Origin of the sequence: Chromobacterium haemolyticum DSM 19808 (genome assembly GCF_000711885.1) — a bacterium.
Taxonomy (GTDB): domain Bacteria; phylum Pseudomonadota; class Gammaproteobacteria; order Burkholderiales; family Chromobacteriaceae; genus Chromobacterium; species Chromobacterium haemolyticum.
Window position 1 is genome coordinate 94001 of record NZ_KL543995.1, and the last position, 16219, is coordinate 110219.

The following is a 16219-nucleotide window of genomic DNA, read 5'->3' on the forward strand; positions in this document are numbered from 1 at the left end:
CAATTTAGAATTATAGAGTCAGGACTAAGTTGCGTTGGGGGTTCGGCGAGTTGAAACCGCTTCGCATTCGGACGGCATGGGCCGGGCGGGCGGGAGGCCCTTTGCGCAAGGCGAGGAGGGGGCAGGGCATGAAAAAGCCCGGGCGAGCCGGGCTTGGGGTTTAGACTGCGGCGGCGGTGAAGCGGCGGCGCAGATGCTGTGGTTTTTCCAGCTCGTCGACGATGGCCACGGCCAGGTCTTCCACGCTGATGTCAGCCGGCTTGTCGCCGTTGAACAGCAATTGATCGCCGCCCAGCCGGTATTTGCCGGTGCGCTCGCCGGGATGGAGGAAGGCCGGCGGCGAGACGAAGGTCCAGTCCAGCGTGCTTTCCTCGCGCAGGCGACGCAATGCTTCGCGCACGCCCAGCGCGCCTTCTTTCCATTCCGCCGGAAATTCCGGAGTGTCCACCAGTTGCACGCCGGGCGCCACTTCCAGGCTGCCGGCGCCGCCCACTTCCAGGAAGCGCTTGACGCCGGCTTGCTTGACGCCGGCGACGATGGCGTCGTGGCCCTTCACCGCCAGCGCCTGGATATCGGCCTTGTCCCAGCCGGGGTTGAAGGCGCTGACCACGGCGTCGTGGCCGGCTACGGCGGCGGCGATCTGGCCGGCTTGGTAGGCGTCGGCGGCGACGCCGCTCAACTGCGGGTGTTGCGGCAGTTTGGACAGATTGCTGACGATGGCGCTGACTTGATGGTTGCGGGACAGCAATTCTTGCAGGATGGCCGAGCCGACAAAGCCGCTGGCGCCGATCAGTGCGATTTTCATGGGGATTCCTTTTCGCGATAAACAGGGGGCCGAAAACCCTGACGTAATGGTTTTACGAGGGCCCCAAACATAATGAAGTTTGATGGCGTTCAGAATAGCAGCTTGATTATAGAGCGATAATCCAGCAAAAATAGCATTGATAGTTTAGTTGGGCTTAATAAATGGATGCATTACGACGCATGGCGGTTTTCGCCATGGTGGTGGATAAGGGGTCGATGAACGGCGCGGCCCGCGAGCTGGGCATGACGCCATCGGCGGTGAGCCAGCATATCAGCAAGCTGGAGCAGCAGCATGGCGTCAGTCTGCTGCACCGGACTACCCGCAAGTTGACGTTGACCGAGGCGGGCAGCCTGTTCTATCAGGGCTGCGCCGACATGCTGGCGGCGGCGCAGCTGGCCGAGCAGCGGCTGCTGGAGCTGCGAGACGCGCCGGTGGGCGAGCTGCGCATCGCCGCGCCCACAGGCTTTGCCGGCGCCTTATTGAGCGAGGCGCTGACGCCTTTATTGAGCGCGCACTCGGGTCTGAAGTTGCGGCTGTTTTTCCACGATGAGATGATAGACCTGGTGGACAACCGCATCGATCTGGCGCTGCGCGCCGGAGTGCTCAAGGACTCCAGCCTGGTGGCGCGCCATCTGGCGGACTGGCCCAATGTGCTGTGCGCGTCGCCGGCTTATCTCGCCCGCCAGCCGGCGATCACGCGGCCGGAGCAATTGTCCTCGTTGCAATGGGTGGCTTTATCGGATCGCAAACTGGGTTGGTTGGCGTTCGAGCATGCGGATGGAAGCCGCTTTACCCTTGAGCCGGACGCGAGGCTGGTCAGCAACAACATCGTCGCCGCGCGCCAGTTCGTGCTGGCCGGCATGGGGGTGGCGGTGCAGCCGGAGCCGGAGATACGGCAAGAGTTGGCCGACGGTCGCTTGCTGCGGGTATTGCCGGAGTGGAGCCTGCCGCCGCTGGCGATCTACGCGGTGACGCCGCGCCGCGATATCCAGCCGGCGAAAGTACGCTATGCGATTGAGGCGCTGCGCGCCAGCCTGTGCAAATGAAAAACGCCGCCGGCAAGGCCGGCGGCGTGATTGGAACGGCAGTCGTTCAGGATCAGAAAGCGATCTTGAAGCCCACGCCGAATGCTTGCGGGTCGTTGCCGGCGGTCAACGAAGCGTTGCTGGCGCCCAGATTGCTATCGTATACCGGGTTGTTGGCGAAGTTGGCCTTGGCTTTGGCGTTGTTGCTGATCTTGGTGTAGTAAGCCAGCACCTGGGTGGTCTTGGACAGATTGTAAGTGCCGCCCAGAGTCCACTGCTTGGCCTTGAAGTCGTCGCCGTTGACGCCGGCGCCGACATTTTTCAAGGTGCCCAACTGGCCGTAGGACAGCTTGACCGAAGCCGCGCCGAAGTCCTGACCCAGAGCGATCAGCCAGTCGTCTTGCTTAACTTGGCCGCCGCCTACCTGGTCGTAAGTGCCCCACTCGTAGTTGCCGCCGACAAAGGTGCCGGTGTCGAACTTATAGCTGGCGGCCAGGCCGTAGAAGGTGACGTTCTTGCCGGAGTTCAGCGACAGGACCGCAGGGCTGGAGTTGTTGTACGAGTTGGTATTGGCGATAACGGCGGTATCGTACTGGCGATCCCAGGCGGCGGCCAGGTTCAGGCCTTGCCAAGTGTAGCCCAGGCCCAGGGAGATGCGTTTGGAGTCGTTGCCGGACACGCGGCTCTCGTCCACGCCCCAAGACGCGCCCAGCTTGAAGCCGGCCCAGCTCGGGGAGAAGTAGTGAACCGAGTTGGCCAAGCGGGCTTCGCCGCGGCTGTTGACCGAGCTGCTGCCGAAGTTGTCGGCGGTGGTGTTGACCATCAGGTCGGTGCCCAGCGCGCTGTTGCTGCTGCCGGTGAACATCTTGTAAGCGGAGTCGTGTTGACCCAGGACTACGCGGCCGAAGTCGCCGTTGTCGAGACCGATGAAGGTGTTGCGGGTGGCGAAGGTCGCGCTCTGACCCTTGTCGTTGGTGCCGCCTTGTTCGAAGTTGCGCAGGCTGTTTTCCACCTGCCAGATTGCCTTGGTGCCGCCGCCGATGTCTTCAAAACCCTTGAAGCCGATGCGGGAGTTGTGGTCGACGATGCGGGTGCGGCTGCTGTACTCGGAACCGCCGGAGCCGGTGGCTTTGGACGATTCGATGCCGCCGCTCAGGAAACCGTAGATGGTCACGTCAGCGTGGGCGACAACGGGCAAGGCGAACATCGCGGCAACCAGAGCTGCCAGATTTTTCTTTTGCATCATGAATACTCCAAGTCTGTTTTGCTTTAATTAATCCGGGTGTCGGCTCCATGTCGCGCAAGGTTTCTTAACAAACCAAACTGCGGTGTCGCCACAACACTTGTCTTAGTTTAGCCACAAAATATGACGTGGATGTTGCTAATCTGTTGCTTAAAGATAAATCGGACAGGTGTGGTGTTGTAATTACGCCAAGAATTGGTTCGGGTAGACCTCGTCCAGCAGGGTGCGGCAATCGACGATGCGCAGGTCGTTGTCCTTGGCGAAATCCATTAGAAAGCAAAACACCTGGGGGCTGATTTTTTCCAGTTTCTTATCCACCGCCACACAGCGCACGCCATCCAGCATCATCGGGCGGACATGGGCGTGGTAGTGCAGCTTTTGATCGTCGAAGGAGGCTAGGATGCCGGCCAGGCGTTCGGCCCAGTCGCTGGGGCGAAAGGTGCGCCCTTCGGAAGTGATGCCCTGGATGACTATTTCGTATGGATTGCAGATCATGGCGGTGGACCGGAGTGTTTGCTTTTGGTTTAGCCTGTTTTTTATCGTCTGCTAAGCGATTTGCGCTTAGCGTTTTATGTTCAGGCGTTTTGTTTGTTGCTGAATATTTAGTATTTTACCCGAAAATCAGATGCGCTTGAATGGCGGCAGCGAGGCGAGCAGCCGCTTGCCGTAGCTTTGTTTTTGCAGCCGGTTGTCCAAAATGGTGACGCGGCCGTAATCGCGCTCGGTGCGAATCAGGCGGCCGACGGCCTGCACCAGCTTGATCGAGGCTTCCGGCACCGTCAGTTCGATGAAGGGGTTGCCGCCGCGTTTCTCTATCCAGCGAGACAGGGTTTTGCCCACCGGGTCGTCCGGCATGGCGAACGGCAGCTTGGCAATAATCACATGCACGCAGCTTTCGCCGGGCAGGTCCAGCCCTTCGGAGAAGGAGTCCAGGCCGAAAATCACGCTGGGCTCGCTCTGTTTCAGTCGTTGATGGTGTTGTTCGATCAGCAGGCTCTTGGGGATTTCGCCCTGAATCAGCAGCCGCTCGCGCAGCGCGGCCGGCAGGCCGGCGGCGACGTCTTGCATTTGTTTGCGGGAAGAGAACAGCACCAGGGTGCCGACCGGCTCCTTGAGGTCGATCAGTTTGGGCAGCCATTCGACGATTTCGCGGGTATGACCGCCGGCGTCTTTGGGGCTGGCCAGCATGGGGGGTAGATAAAGCTCGCCCTGTTCACCGAAGTTGAACGGGGAATCCAGCGCCACACAGCTGACTTCCGGCATCCACTTGAGGCCGGTTTGCGACAGCAGCAGTTCGAATTCGCCTAGCGAACGCAGCGTGGCCGAAGTCAGGATGGCGCCGGCGGCGCGGCGCCACAGGTTGGCGGCCAGGCTGGCGGCGGCGCTGACAGGCGATGCGGAGAACAGGTAGTCCCCCTTGCCTTCGGCGCGGCGGGTGATCCATTTGGCGATGGGCGGGCTGGTGGGCTCTGTTTCCTTCTCGAACAACTCCCACACCGCCAGCAACTGCTCGGCGCGCGCGGTGAGAAAGCCTAGGTCGGAAGCGGTCTTGTCGACTTGCGCCGCCTCGCCGCCCTTGTCCTTGCGCGCTTCGCCCAGCGCGTCGGTGAGCTGGCTCAGCTGCTTGAACAGGGAGCGCGCCGAGGTGGCCATATTGGCGGTGGGGCCCTGGAAGCGTTCCGGGAGCACGCCGTCTTCTATCAGCCAGGTGGGTTCCAGATTGTCGCTGGAGGCGGCCAGCGCGTCTTCGCCTTCCAGCAGCCACAGCCATTCGGTCAAGGTTTCGCTGCAAGCGCTGGCGGCTTCAATCGCCTGACTGACGATGTCCACCTTATTGGTCAGCGCTTCCACGCGGATGGCGGCGGCGGCCACTTTGTCCAGCCAGGACATGGCTTGAGCCAAGGAGTGTTCGGCGGAAAACTGGTTGACCGCCTTTTTGGCCAGGTGGTGCGCCTCGTCGATACAGTAGTAACTTTCTTCCGGCGCCGGCAGGATCACGCCGCCGCCCATGGACACGTCGGCCAACATCAGGTCGTGATTGGCCACCACCACGTCCACGTTTTCCAGCACGTCGCGCGCCAGGTAGAACGGGCATTCCGGCCGGTTCGGACAGGCGGCCTTGAGGCAGCCGTGGCGGTCGTTGGTGACGCGGGACCACAAACCGTCGTCTATCACGCTGTCCCAGGCGTCGCGGTCGCCGTTCCAGCGGCGGTAGTAGAAGGCATCGGCCAGCTGGCGCAGGGTTTCGATTTCGCCGGCCTCCGGCTTGCGGTCCCACAGCGCCAGCGTCGGGTCCAAGTCCAACAGCTGGCCCTGGGCGTTTTCAGCGGTTAGCGCGTAGATGCGTTGCGGGCACAGGTAGCGGCCGCGGCCCTTGGCCAGCGCGAAGGTGAGCGGCAGGCCGCTGTTCTCGACGACGAAGGGCAGGTCGCGGTTGACCAGCTGTTCCTGCAAGGCGACGGTGGCGCTGGTGACCACCAGTTTTTTGGCGCGGGATTTGGCCATCACGCCCCCGGCCAGCAGATAGGCCAGGCTTTTGCCAACCCCGGTGGGGCCTTCGATTACGGTGATGCTTTCGCCGGCGCGTTCCGGCCAGTCGTCGCCTTCCTTGTCCTTGCTGCGCGACAGGGCGTTGGCGATTTCCGCCAGCATGCGGCGTTGCGCGGCGCGCGGGCGAAAGCCCGGCAGGTTGTCGGCTATGGTCCGGTAATGGTCGCGAATGGCGTCTTTTTCAGCAGGGGTCAGCATGGCGGCGATTGTACCGCAAGGGGGCGGCCTTGTCTGGCCGCGCCGAGCTTGCGTTGAATATGGGGAAACCCTGATGTGCGACTGCAAAATGACGCCGACGCACGGATGTGGATAGGATAGGCAAATATAAAAACAAGCGAAATTGCGCGAGCGACTTAGGCAGACAAATCCATTAATAACAGCGCAAAGCAACATCAACAGGAGAAACCCAATCATGACACCCGTTAGCCGAGTGCTGGTGGTCAGCGACGACGCCAAATGGCAGGCCGATGTGCTGGCCGGACTGGGCGCCGCCGCGGTCCGGCTGGAAAACCCTTACGGTCTGACCTTCGTCGGCGTTGCGCGCAGTCAGGACGCGCTGGATTTGATCGCCCGCGATGGCGACGTTCAGGTCGTGCTGGTGGACAAGCAGTTGCAGGAAAAGGGCGTCAGCCAGCCGGCGGCCCAATTGGCCAACCGCATCAGCGCCTTCCGTCCGGAAATTTCACTCTACGTTTTGTTGTTCGACGATGACGAGCGCGCGTTGGTGGAGGACCTGGCCAGCCACGCGGTGGACGGTTACTTCTATCGCGACGAGCTGGATTTTCACGGCTGGTTCCGCATTCTGTCCGCGGAGCTGGCGGAGAAGTCGGCGACGCCGTTCTACGACAAACTCAAGCAATACGTGCGCATGGCCAAGGATTCCTGGCACACGCCCGGGCATTCCGGCGGCGATTCCTTGAAAGGCAGCCCCTGGGTGGGCGATTTTCATGATTTCGTCGGTGAAAGCATGCTGCGCGCCGATCTGTCGGTGTCGGTGCCGATGCTGGATTCGCTGCTGCACCCGACCGGCGTGATCGAGGAGGCGCAGATGCTGGCGGCCAAGGCCTTCGGCGCCAAGCGCACTTACTTCGCCACTAACGGCACCTCCACCTCCAACAAGGTGATCTTTCAGACCCTGCTGGCGCCCGGCGACAAGTTGCTGTTGGACCGAAACTGTCACAAATCGGTGCACCACGGCGTGATCCTGTCCGGCGCGCTGCCGGTGTATCTGGATTCCTCCATCAACAAGCAGTTCGGCATTTTCGGCCCGGTGCCCAAGGAAACCATCTTCGCCGCCATCGATGCCAATCCCGACGCGCGGGTGCTGATTCTGACTTCCTGCACCTACGACGGCCTGCGCTACGACCTGAAGCCCATCATAGAGGCCGCGCACGAGCAGGGTATCAAGGTCATCGTCGACGAAGCCTGGTACGGCTTCGCCCGCTTTCATCCGGCGTTTCGGCCTACGGCGCTGGAATCCGGAGCCGACTATGTGACCCAGAGCACGCACAAGGTGCTGTCCGCGTTCTCCCAGGCCAGCATGATTCACGTCAACGATCCCGGCTTCGACGCCCACCTGTTCCGGGAAAACTTCAATATGCATGCGTCGACCAGCCCGCAGTACAACCTGATCGCCAGCCTGGACGTGGCGCGCAAGCAGGCGGTGATGGAAGGTTACCGGCTGCTGGATCGCACGCTGAAGCTGGCGCAGGAGTTGCGCGACAAGATCAACTCCACCGGCGCCTTCCGGGTGCTGGAGCTGTCGGATTTGCTGCCGGAGGAGGTGCGCGAGGACGGCATCCAACTGGACCCCACCAAGCTGACCGTGGACATCACGCAGTCCGGCTTCACGGCGGACGAGCTGCAGCAGGCGCTGTTCGAGCGCTACAACATCCAAGTGGAGAAATCCACGTTCAGCACCATCACGCTGCTGCTGACCCTGGGCACCACCCGCAGCAAGGTATCGCGGCTATATGACGCGATGCTGCGCCTGGCCAAGGAAAAGCGCCCGCCGCGGCCGCTGGGGCGGATGCCGGAGATACCGCGGTTTTCCCGGCTGGCCAGCTTGCCGCGCGACGCTTTCTACGAGGCCGGCGAGCGACTGCCGCTGCTGGACGACGACGGCCGTCCCAACGCGGCGCTGGTTGGGCGCGTCTGCTGCGACCAGATTGTGCCCTATCCTCCCGGCATTCCGGTGTTGGTGCCCGGTCAGGTGATAGACGACACTATCCTCGCCTATTTGGCGCGACTGCAAAAAACCCAGAAATCCATAGAAATGCACGGTTTGGCCGAAGACGGCGGGGAGTTTTTGCTGCGGGTGCTCAAAGAAGGGGAGCTGGCGCAACTGCCGGGACGCGCCTTGTTCAAATGAATGCTTGTCAGACAGGCTGATTTCCGATAAATATAACTCTTGTCGCAATTATGTAAATCATGCGCTTTGCGTAGACATGTTTGCGACGCCTGTGAATGACTTGAGACCAGCGTGTAGTAATGTGCCATCGCGCATGAAGGACACTGAAACGGTGTCGAACGCGCGGTGGCTTTTTTTTTGAAATGGAGCACCATGACGTCCCCTAGGCATTACCTGCAATTCAGCGACCTGACCCACGAGGAATATCGCCACCTCTTTGAGCGCAGCAAGGTCCTGAAGCGACGACGTAGCGACGGCCAGTTGTACCAGCCGCTCGTCGGCAAGGTGATGTCCATGGTGTTCGAGAAGAATTCCACCCGTACCCGCGTGTCTTTCGAGGCGGGCATGGCGCAACTGGGCGGCCACGCGATGTTCCTGGATTCGCAAAGCTCGCAGATGGGCCGCGGCGAGCCCATCGAGGATACCGCCCGCGTGCTGTCCCGGATGAGCGACATCATCATGATCCGCACCTACGAGCAGGCGCTGGTGCAGCGTCTGGCCGCGCACTCCAAGGTGCCGGTGATCAATGGCCTGACCAACGAGTACCACCCGTGCCAGATCCTGGCTGACATTTTTACCTTCATCGAGCAGCGCGGCTCGATAAAGGGAAAAACCGTGGCCTGGATAGGCGACGGCAACAATGTCTGCCGTACCTGGCTGCAGGCGGCCAAAATCCTGGGTTTCAAACTCAAGGTGGCCACGCCGGTGGGCTTCGAGCTCAAGGCTTTGGATGGTCAGCACTACGGCCCCGAGCATTTCGAACCCAGCCATAGCGCCAGCCACGCGGCGTCCGGCGCGGATTTGGTGACCACCGATGTGTTCACCAGCATGGGTTTCGAGGCGGAGAAAGAGGCGCGCCTGGAGGCCTTCCGCGACTATCAGGTGACGCCGGAGCTGATGAAGCTGGCCAAGCCGGACGCGTTGTTCATGCACTGTTTGCCGGCGCATCGCGGCGAGGAAGTGGCCGCGGCGGTGATAGACGGGCCGCAGAGCGTGGTTTGGGACGAGGCGGAAAACCGCATGCACGTGCAGAAGGCGCTGATCGAGTTCCTGCTGCTGGGCCAGCGTTACGACTGAACTCATGATGCGGGCGAGCGCCCGCCGTTCGAACGATTCGGCGAGACCGCGCAGCGCGGGCCGAATCCGGTAATTAATGGATTTGAAAGAATACAAAATGTCTGACATCAAGAAAGTGGTATTGGCGTACTCCGGCGGTCTGGATACTTCGGTGATTCTCAAGTGGCTGCAAGACACCTATCAGTGCGAGGTGGTGACTTTCACCGCCGACATCGGCCAGGGCGAAGAGGTGGAGCCGGCGCGTAAAAAGGCGGTGTCGCTGGGCATCAAGCCGGAAAACATCTTCATCGACGATCTGCGCGAGGAGTTCGTCCGTGACTTCGTGTTCCCGATGTTCCGCGCCAACGCCATCTACGAAGGCGAATACCTGCTGGGCACCTCGATTGCGCGGCCGCTGATCGCCAAGCGCCAGATTGAAATCGCCAATCAGGTGGGCGCCGATGCGGTGTCGCACGGCGCCACCGGCAAGGGCAACGACCAAGTGCGCTTCGAACTCGGCTATTACGCGCTGAAGCCGGACGTCAAGGTGATCGCGCCGTGGCGCGAATGGGACTTGCTCTCGCGGGAAAAACTGCTGACTTATGCCGAAACCCACGGCATCGACATCAGCAAGAAGAAGGGCGGCGGCAGCCCGTACTCGATGGACGCCAACCTGCTGCACATCTCCTACGAAGGCACGGTGCTGGAAGATCCGGCGGCGGAGCCGGAAGAAGATATGTGGCTGTGGACGGTGAGCCCGGAGAACGCTCCGGATCAGGCCGAATACATCGAGCTCAGCTATGAAAAGGGCGACATCATCGCCATCAACGGGGTGGCGATGAGCCCGGCCCAGGTGCTGACCGAGCTGAACCGCCTGGGCGGCAAGCACGGCATCGGCCGGCTCGACATCGTGGAAAATCGTTACGTGGGCATGAAGTCGCGCGGTTGCTACGAAACTCCGGGCGGCAGCATCATGCTCAAGGCGCACCGCGCGATCGAGTCCATCACTCTGGACCGCGAAGTGGCGCATCTGAAGGACGAACTGATGCCCAAGTACGCCCAGCTGGTCTACACCGGCTACTGGTGGAGCCCGGAGCGTCAGATGCTGCAAGGCATGATCGACGCCTCCCAGGCCACGGTCAACGGCTGGGTGCGGCTGAAACTATATAAGGGCAATGTGATCGTGGTGGGCCGCGAATCCAAGACCGATTCCTTGTTCGATCCCACCATCGCCACCTTCGATGAAGACGGCGGCGCCTACAACCACGCCGATGCGGCAGGCTTCATCCGCCTGAACGCGCTGCGGATGCGGATTGCCGGCAACGCCAAACTGAAACGCGGCTAAAGCTCCGCGCTTGGTCCGAAAAGCCCCCGCTGGGGGCTTTTTTTAATGAAAACTCGATATGGAAACCAATAATCGATCCAACGCCTGGATTCCCTGGGCCTTTGTGCTGCTGTGGAGCACCGGCTTCATCGGCGCCAAGTTAGGCCTGCCTTTCATCGGCCCGTTCACCTTTTTGGCGATACGGATGGGGCTGACCCTGCTGTGCTTCGGCGCGCTGATCGCCTGCTTCCGTCCCGCCTGGCCCGGTCTGGCAGCGGCCAAGCACCAATGGGCATGTGGCGCCATGCTGCACGGCCTCTATCTGGGTGCCAGCTTCGCCGGCATCAAGCTGGCGGTGCCGGCCGGCATCACCGCGCTCATCGTCGGCCTGCAACCAATACTGACCGCGGTGTTGAGCTGGTTGATGGGCGAGCAGCGGCTGAGCCGGATGCAGTGGCTTGGTCTGGCGATAGGCTTTGGCGGCGCGCTGCTGGTGGTGTTGGGAGGCAAAGGCTTGCAGCTAGGCGCCAATCCGGGTCTGTGGCTGACAGCGCTGGCCTTGTGCGCAATCACCGCCGGCACCCTTTACCAGAAGCGTTTTGGCCAGGGTGTGCATCCGCTGACCGGCGCCTTCCATCAATACCTGGCGGCCTTCCTGATCACCGGCGCGTTGGCCCTGAGCCTGGAGCGCGGCGCGGCCATCCATTGGAACGCGCAGCTAGCGCTGGCCTTGGGCTGGAGCGTGTTGGCGCTGTCTGTGCTGGCCATCCTGCTACTGATGCGGATGCTGAAGGACGGCGAAGTCAGCAAGGTGGCCAGTTACTTTTATCTGACGCCGGGCCTGGCTGCGGTGCAGGCATGGTGGCTGTTTGATGAACAGCTGAGCGCGTTGGCGGTGGGCGGCATGTTGTTGGCCGCGCTGGGCGTCGCCCTGGTGTTGCAGCGGCTGCGCTGGCGTCGATAACCGTGCGCGGGCATTGAGCCAGCGGGCGATGGCGAGTATCTTATTACGGTTAGGCGGAGCTGAGATTCAAAGCCTCCGCCGGCTCGTTATCGGCTGTGGACGCAAAGGAAAACAAGTGTCGGAAGAACAATTCACCAATATCTCGATGATCGTGTGCTTGGGCGGCCTGATCATTTTCATGGGCTTCATCATCTGGGACCTGGGCAAGAAGGCTCAGGCCGGCAAGATGGGCATGTTCATCCTGTTTCTGGTGCTGGGTTTCGGCGTGTCCGGCTTCCTGTTCAAGAACGTGCTGGTGGAGTTCCTGATCCAGAAGTAAGAACCTGCTTACGATCTGCTGCGCTTCGTGAAACTTGGCACGGTGAGTACCACTTCGAAATGCTCATGTACCATCTATGCATTCCGCTTTCTCAGCCGCTTTCTCAGCCGTTTTCGTCTTGTCTCGCCCTTGCTCGCGAGATCGTAAACACGTTCTAAGGCTCGCGATACCGCGAACAGCCGGCAAGCAGGCTTGCCGGCTTTTTTATGGCATCCGGAGAACCCCTGGCTTCTAGTGGCCGCGGCCCAGAATCAGCTTCAAGCCCAGCAGAATGAATACGCTGCCGGCGGCGCGGTCCAGCCACTGACTGGCGCGGCGGCTCTTGGCCAGCCATTGGCCGATGGCGCCGGAGAAATAGCCGAGGAAGCCGAAAATCAACGCGCCTTGCAGCGTGAAGACCAGGCCGAGCACGGCGATTTGCAGCCCGGCAGGGCCTTGAGCCGGGTTGACGAATTGCGGCAGGAAGGCGAGGAAGAACAACACCACCTTGGGGTTGATCGCATTGGCGATCAGGCCTTTGCGGAAGGTGGCGGTCAAGGGGGTGGCGTCCTGATTGGCGGAGGCCCGGAAGTGGGCGCCGGGGCTGCGCAGGGCCTGCCAGCCCAGATAGATCAAGTAGCCGCCGCCGGCAAACTTCAGCAGGGTGAAGGCCAGCGGCGAGGCGGCGATCAGCGCGCTGACGCCAAGCGCGGCCAGCACCGTGTGGTTCAGGCAGCCCAGCGCGCAGCCCAGGCCGAAAGCCACGCCTTGGCGGCGGCCGCGGGCAATACCCTGGCTCAGCACCATCAGATTGTCCGGACCGGGCGACAGCGTGATCAGCATGGCGGCGGCGGTGAAGGCGAGCAATTGTTCCGGGGTGACGAGCATGGGCTTCTCTGGCGGTGGTTCGTGTCCGGATGATTCCGTATTTGCCGTCGGGAGACAAGCGCTTTGTCCTGCCGCGCCGGTCTCCCGTTTGGACTTGGCGTTCAGCCGGCCTCGTCAAGCGCGCTTTCGATTTCGCGGATATGCGCCTGATGGCCTTGGATACGCTGGCCGGTGGGCGGCCCCTTGAATTGTTTGCGCACGCCCAGCGCGAACCAGAACAACGCCAGCATCAGCAGCAGCGCGATGGTCAGGTAGAGCACTTTCTCGTTGGGCGGCTGCATGCCGACGAAGACCAGCACCGCGCCGCCCAGCGTGGCCAGCGCGGCGATGGGTTTGGAGGCTCTGCCCAGATTGAACGGTCCCTTATGGGTCCAACTGCGGCCTTCGGCGAATAGCCCGGCGGCGGAGGGCAGGATGTAGGAGATGTACAGGAACACCGCCGCGCCGGTGGACAATACCAGGAAGGCGTCGCCGTACAGGGTGACGGCGATGGCCAGCACGGCGCTGACCCAGATCGCCGGACCCGGAGTGCGGTGCTGCGGGTGCACCTGGCGCAGCCAACGCGAGGCCGGCAGGCCGCCGTCGCGGGCGAAGGCGTACATCATGCGCGAGGTTGAGGTCAGGCAGGCCAGGCCGCACAGATAGTTGACCAGGAAGATGCCTATGCCCAGCGCCGCTTTCAAGGCCGGCGGCAGCGCGTTCAGCAGCAAGTCGAAAAAGCCCATTCCGGCTTTGACCCCGGCGCTCAGGTCCGGCAGCACCAGCACGAAGGCGCAGATCATCAGATAGCCGAATACGCCGGACCACAGCACGGAGCGCAAAATGCCCTTGGGCACGTTGCGCGCCGCCTCGCGGGTTTCCTCCGAGGTGTGAGCGGAGGCGTCGTAGCCGGTCAGGGTATAGACGGTGAGCAACAAGCCTGCCAGGAATACCATCACGGTGTTGTCCATCCGTGGCCAGGCGCCGCCGTCGGCGCCGCTGAAGTTGTGGAAGGTCCACAGTCGGGAGAAGTCCAGCGGTCCGGGCGCATAGATCAGCAGCGAGACTACCAGCGCCAGGGTGACGATGAAAATCAGATAGCCGGACAGATCGGTCAGCCTGGTGGTGAGTTTGATGCCCAGGTGATTGAGCCAGGCCTGGCTCAGCGCCACCACGGCGAGGAATGCGGTCTGATGGCCCCAGCCCAGGTGTTCCGGATTGAGGCCCAGCAGCGGCGCGACCAGAGTTTTGAAGAAGGGATCGTAAACGCCGAAGTTGACAGCGGCGGTGACGAAGATCAGCCCCAGCAGATTGATCCAGGCGGTGGTCCAGCCCAGGCCCTTGCCGCCCAGGATGGACGCCCAGTGGTAGAGCCCGCCGGCGGTAGGGTAGGCGGAGGCGATCTGCGCCATCGCCGCGGCGACGATGGCGGCGAACAAGGTACCCACCGGCCAGCCTATGCCGATGGCCGCGCCGCCGCCGGCGCTGAGCCCGGCCGGGAAGGCGGTAATGCCGCCGGCCAGCACGCAGATGATGGAAAAGGAGATGGCGAAGTTGGAAAAGCCGCTCATGCGTCGGGACAACTCCTGAGCGTAACCCATGCTGTGCAACAGTTTTTCGTCCTCGCCGACGGGCGCGGACTCATGCCGGACTGGTTCCATGATGTTCCTCTCTCATTGTGTATGTCTGTGGTTTTCCGCCTGGGCGCGCGTACGCGCCGGCGCCCGAACGGCGGCGGAGGCCGGCCGGGTCCTGGCCCGGTGACCCGGGCTTCGTGTCTATGTCTGGGGCGAGGTGCGGCTACGCTCAGCCGGGCGGCGGACCGCCGCTCATGGTGACTAGCGCGTCGAACAGTCTTTGCTGTCCGTCGTCGCGCTCGGCGGAGAGTTCGGGGTGCCATTGCACCGCGATCAACTGGGGGAAACCGGCGATTTCTATCGCCTCGATCACGCCGTCAGGCGCCCAGGCCACCGGCACCACTCCCTGGCCGGGGCGGTCTATCGCCTGGTGGTGCCAGGACTGGGTGAGGACTTCGGTGCCGATCAGGCCAGCCAGGCAGGAGCCGGCGGCGACGCGCACCGGGTGAGGGGTTGGTGCGCGCGGCGGCGCGCGATGGGGCACGGCCTCGCCCACCACGTCCGGCAGGTGCAGGTGCAGGCTGCCGCCCAGCACGGTGTTGAGGATTTGCAGGCCGCGGCAGATTGCCAGCGTCGGCAGTTTGCGTTGCAGCAGCGCGCGCGCCAGCGCGGTTTCAGTGGCGTCGCGCTCCGGGCTGAGGTTGTAAATGGTGGGATGGCCGCCGCCGTCGAAGCGGGCGGGGTCGATGTCGCCGCCGCCGATCAGCACCACGCCGTCCAGCTTGTCCAGCCAGCTGTCCACCATGTCGGGGCCCAGCGCCGGCAACTGCACCGGCGCGCCGCCGGCGCGCGCCACCGCCGCCACGTATTCCTGCGGCGTGTGGTAGCCGTGCTCGGGCGCCGCCGGATAGGTGGTTAGGCCGATCAGCGGGCGCCTCATCACAGCCTGCCTTGCTGCGCGGCGAGGAAGATCGCGCGGTAGTCGTCGGCGGACAGCGGAAGCGGGTTGCCGCCGTCGCTGGGGTCGGCCTTGGCCATGCGGCCGATGTCGGCGGCGGCGTCCGCGCCGATGCCGATCTCCGCCAGGGTGTGGGGAATGCCCAGGCCGGCGCGCAATTGCAGCACCCAAGCCAGGAAACCGTCGAAGCCGGCGTCGGCCAGGCCCAGGTAGCGGGCGGCGGCGGCTAGCCGTTCGGCTATCGCCGGCCGGTTGCGCACCAGCACATAGGGCAGCAGCACGGCGTTGGCCAGGCCGTGATGGGTATCGAACACCGCGCCTATGGGGTGTGCCAGCGCGTGCACGCCGCCCAGGCCTTTCTGGAAGGCGGTGGCGCCCATGATGGAACAGGACAGCATCTGGGCGCGCGCCTCCAGATTGCCGCCATCGGCGTGGGCCGCAGGCAGCCAGTCGTGCGCCAGCCGCATACCTTCCAGCGCCACGCCCTGGGCGATGGGGTGGTAGAACGGGGAGCAGAAGGCTTCCAGATTGTGCACCAGCGCGTCGACGCCGGTGGCGGCGGTCAGGGCCGGCGGCAGGCCGGCGGTCAGTTCCGGGTCCGCCAGCACCAGCTTGGGCAGCATGGCCGGGTGGAAGATGATGACCTTGCGGTGCGCGGCCTCGTCGATGATCAAGGACGCGCGGCCCACCTCGGAGCCTGTGCCGGCGGTGGTGGGCACCGCCAGCGTGGGCGCGACGCCGGCGGGGTCCACGCGAAGCCAGTTGTCGCCCACATCCTCGAAGTCCCACAGCGGGCGTTTTTGTCCGGACATCAGCGCGATGGCTTTGCCCACGTCCAGCGCGCTGCCGCCGCCGACGGCGACCACCCCGTCGTGGCGGCCGTCGCGGAAGGCGGCGACGCCGGCGTCTACGTCGCGGCCCACCGGGTTGGGGCGCATATCGCTGAACAAGGCCGTCTCCAGGCCGGCGCCGCTCAGCAGGGACTGCAGCCGCGCCAGCATCGGCAGCCTGGCGAGGCCGGGATCGGTGACCATCAGCGGGCGGCGCATGCCCAGTTCGCGGCACAATGCCGGCAGTTCGGCGGCGCGGCCTGCGCCGAAGCGGATGCTGGTCGGATAGTTCCAGTTGCCTTGCAGTTGCAT

At 63.1% G+C, this 16219-nt stretch carries 13 protein-coding genes and 1 pseudogene; 6 read left to right on the forward strand and 8 right to left on the reverse strand.

Going from position 1 to position 16219, the window contains the following annotated elements; all coding sequences use genetic code 11:
* Window positions 1–160 precede the first annotated feature (160 nt).
* Complete coding sequence (locus tag BR71_RS20110; RefSeq protein WP_043641560.1) at window positions 161–805, reverse strand: NAD(P)-dependent oxidoreductase; 645 nt, start codon at window positions 803–805, stop codon at window positions 161–163.
* A gap of 161 nt (window positions 806–966) precedes the next feature.
* On the opposite strand from BR71_RS20110, the gene BR71_RS20115 reads away from it, so the two are divergent.
* Window positions 967–1851 carry a LysR family transcriptional regulator gene (locus BR71_RS20115; RefSeq protein ID WP_043641561.1) on the forward strand — a complete coding sequence of 295 codons (885 nt, stop codon included), beginning with the start codon at window positions 967–969 and terminating at the stop codon, window positions 1849–1851.
* A 52-nt stretch (window positions 1852–1903) separates the two neighbouring features.
* On the opposite strand, the gene BR71_RS20120 is transcribed toward BR71_RS20115, so the two are convergent.
* The 3 genes and pseudogenes from BR71_RS20120 to dinG all read right to left on the reverse strand — a co-directional run bounded on the left by BR71_RS20120 (window position 1904) and on the right by dinG (window position 5821).
* Window positions 1904–3076, reverse strand: coding sequence for a porin (locus tag BR71_RS20120; protein ID WP_244269674.1), 1173 nt, complete (start codon window positions 3074–3076; stop codon window positions 1904–1906).
* A 207-nt stretch (window positions 3077–3283) separates the two neighbouring features.
* Window positions 3284–3568 (reverse strand): annotated as a pseudogene (locus tag BR71_RS20125) (DUF3579 domain-containing protein); the annotation flags it as partial.
* A gap of 126 nt (window positions 3569–3694) precedes the next feature.
* Entirely contained in the window at window positions 3695–5821 is a 2127-nt protein-coding gene (gene dinG, locus BR71_RS20130; protein ID WP_019102916.1) for an ATP-dependent DNA helicase DinG, read from the reverse strand.
* 214 nt (window positions 5822–6035) lie between these two features.
* Between dinG and BR71_RS20135 the strand changes: the two genes are divergently transcribed.
* From BR71_RS20135 to BR71_RS20155, 5 genes are all read left to right on the forward strand, one after another.
* Complete coding sequence (locus tag BR71_RS20135; protein WP_039755757.1) at window positions 6036–7994, forward strand: aminotransferase class I/II-fold pyridoxal phosphate-dependent enzyme; 1959 nt, start codon at window positions 6036–6038, stop codon at window positions 7992–7994.
* Window positions 7995–8186: 192 nt separating this feature from the next.
* Window positions 8187–9110, forward strand: coding sequence for an ornithine carbamoyltransferase (gene argF / locus BR71_RS20140; protein WP_043641563.1), 924 nt, complete (start codon window positions 8187–8189; stop codon window positions 9108–9110).
* Between the two features lie 97 nt (window positions 9111–9207).
* Window positions 9208–10434 (forward strand): argininosuccinate synthase, encoded by a 1227-nt coding sequence (locus BR71_RS20145; protein WP_043641945.1) that lies wholly within the window; start codon window positions 9208–9210, stop codon window positions 10432–10434.
* Between the two features lie 58 nt (window positions 10435–10492).
* Window positions 10493–11377 carry a DMT family transporter gene (locus tag BR71_RS20150; RefSeq protein WP_043641564.1) on the forward strand — a complete coding sequence of 295 codons (885 nt, stop codon included), beginning with the start codon at window positions 10493–10495 and terminating at the stop codon, window positions 11375–11377.
* A gap of 115 nt (window positions 11378–11492) precedes the next feature.
* Window positions 11493–11696, forward strand: coding sequence for a DUF2788 domain-containing protein (locus tag BR71_RS20155; RefSeq protein ID WP_019099892.1), 204 nt, complete (start codon window positions 11493–11495; stop codon window positions 11694–11696).
* 231 nt (window positions 11697–11927) lie between these two features.
* Here BR71_RS20155 and BR71_RS20160 read toward each other — a convergent pair whose 3' ends face one another.
* The 4 genes from BR71_RS20160 to BR71_RS20175 all read right to left on the reverse strand — a co-directional run bounded on the left by BR71_RS20160 (window position 11928) and on the right by BR71_RS20175 (window position 16219).
* Window positions 11928–12563 carry a LysE family translocator gene (locus BR71_RS20160; protein ID WP_043641565.1) on the reverse strand — a complete coding sequence of 212 codons (636 nt, stop codon included), beginning with the start codon at window positions 12561–12563 and terminating at the stop codon, window positions 11928–11930.
* A 101-nt stretch (window positions 12564–12664) separates the two neighbouring features.
* Entirely contained in the window at window positions 12665–14203 is a 1539-nt protein-coding gene (locus BR71_RS20165) for an amino acid permease (protein ID WP_043641566.1), read from the reverse strand.
* Window positions 14204–14348: 145 nt separating this feature from the next.
* Window positions 14349–15059: a gamma-glutamyl-gamma-aminobutyrate hydrolase family protein gene (locus tag BR71_RS20170; RefSeq protein ID WP_043641568.1), complete on the reverse strand. Its 711-nt coding sequence runs from the start codon at window positions 15057–15059 to the stop codon at window positions 14349–14351.
* Entirely contained in the window at window positions 15059–16219 is a 1161-nt protein-coding gene (locus BR71_RS20175; RefSeq protein ID WP_043641569.1) for an iron-containing alcohol dehydrogenase, read from the reverse strand. The genes BR71_RS20170 and BR71_RS20175 overlap by 1 nt, the downstream gene beginning before the upstream one ends.

Coding starts and splice junctions, on each gene's coding strand:
- BR71_RS20145 (WP_043641945.1), top strand. CDS start 9,208: ATGTCTGACATCAAGAAAGTGGTATTGGCGTACTCCGGCGGTCTGGAT.
- BR71_RS20170 (WP_043641568.1), bottom strand. CDS start 15,059: ATGAGGCGCCCGCTGATCGGCCTAACCACCTATCCGGCGGCGCCCGAG.
- BR71_RS20135 (WP_039755757.1), top strand. CDS start 6,036: ATGACACCCGTTAGCCGAGTGCTGGTGGTCAGCGACGACGCCAAATGG.
- BR71_RS20165 (WP_043641566.1), bottom strand. CDS start 14,203: ATGGAACCAGTCCGGCATGAGTCCGCGCCCGTCGGCGAGGACGAAAAA.
- argF (WP_043641563.1), top strand. CDS start 8,187: ATGACGTCCCCTAGGCATTACCTGCAATTCAGCGACCTGACCCACGAG.
- BR71_RS20115 (WP_043641561.1), top strand. CDS start 967: ATGGATGCATTACGACGCATGGCGGTTTTCGCCATGGTGGTGGATAAG.
- BR71_RS20110 (WP_043641560.1), bottom strand. CDS start 805: ATGAAAATCGCACTGATCGGCGCCAGCGGCTTTGTCGGCTCGGCCATC.
- BR71_RS20150 (WP_043641564.1), top strand. CDS start 10,493: ATGGAAACCAATAATCGATCCAACGCCTGGATTCCCTGGGCCTTTGTG.
- BR71_RS20175 (WP_043641569.1), bottom strand. CDS start 16,219: ATGCAACTGCAAGGCAACTGGAACTATCCGACCAGCATCCGCTTCGGC.
- dinG (WP_019102916.1), bottom strand. CDS start 5,821: ATGCTGACCCCTGCTGAAAAAGACGCCATTCGCGACCATTACCGGACC.
- BR71_RS20120 (WP_244269674.1), bottom strand. CDS start 3,076: ATGATGCAAAAGAAAAATCTGGCAGCTCTGGTTGCCGCGATGTTCGCC.
- BR71_RS20160 (WP_043641565.1), bottom strand. CDS start 12,563: ATGCTCGTCACCCCGGAACAATTGCTCGCCTTCACCGCCGCCGCCATG.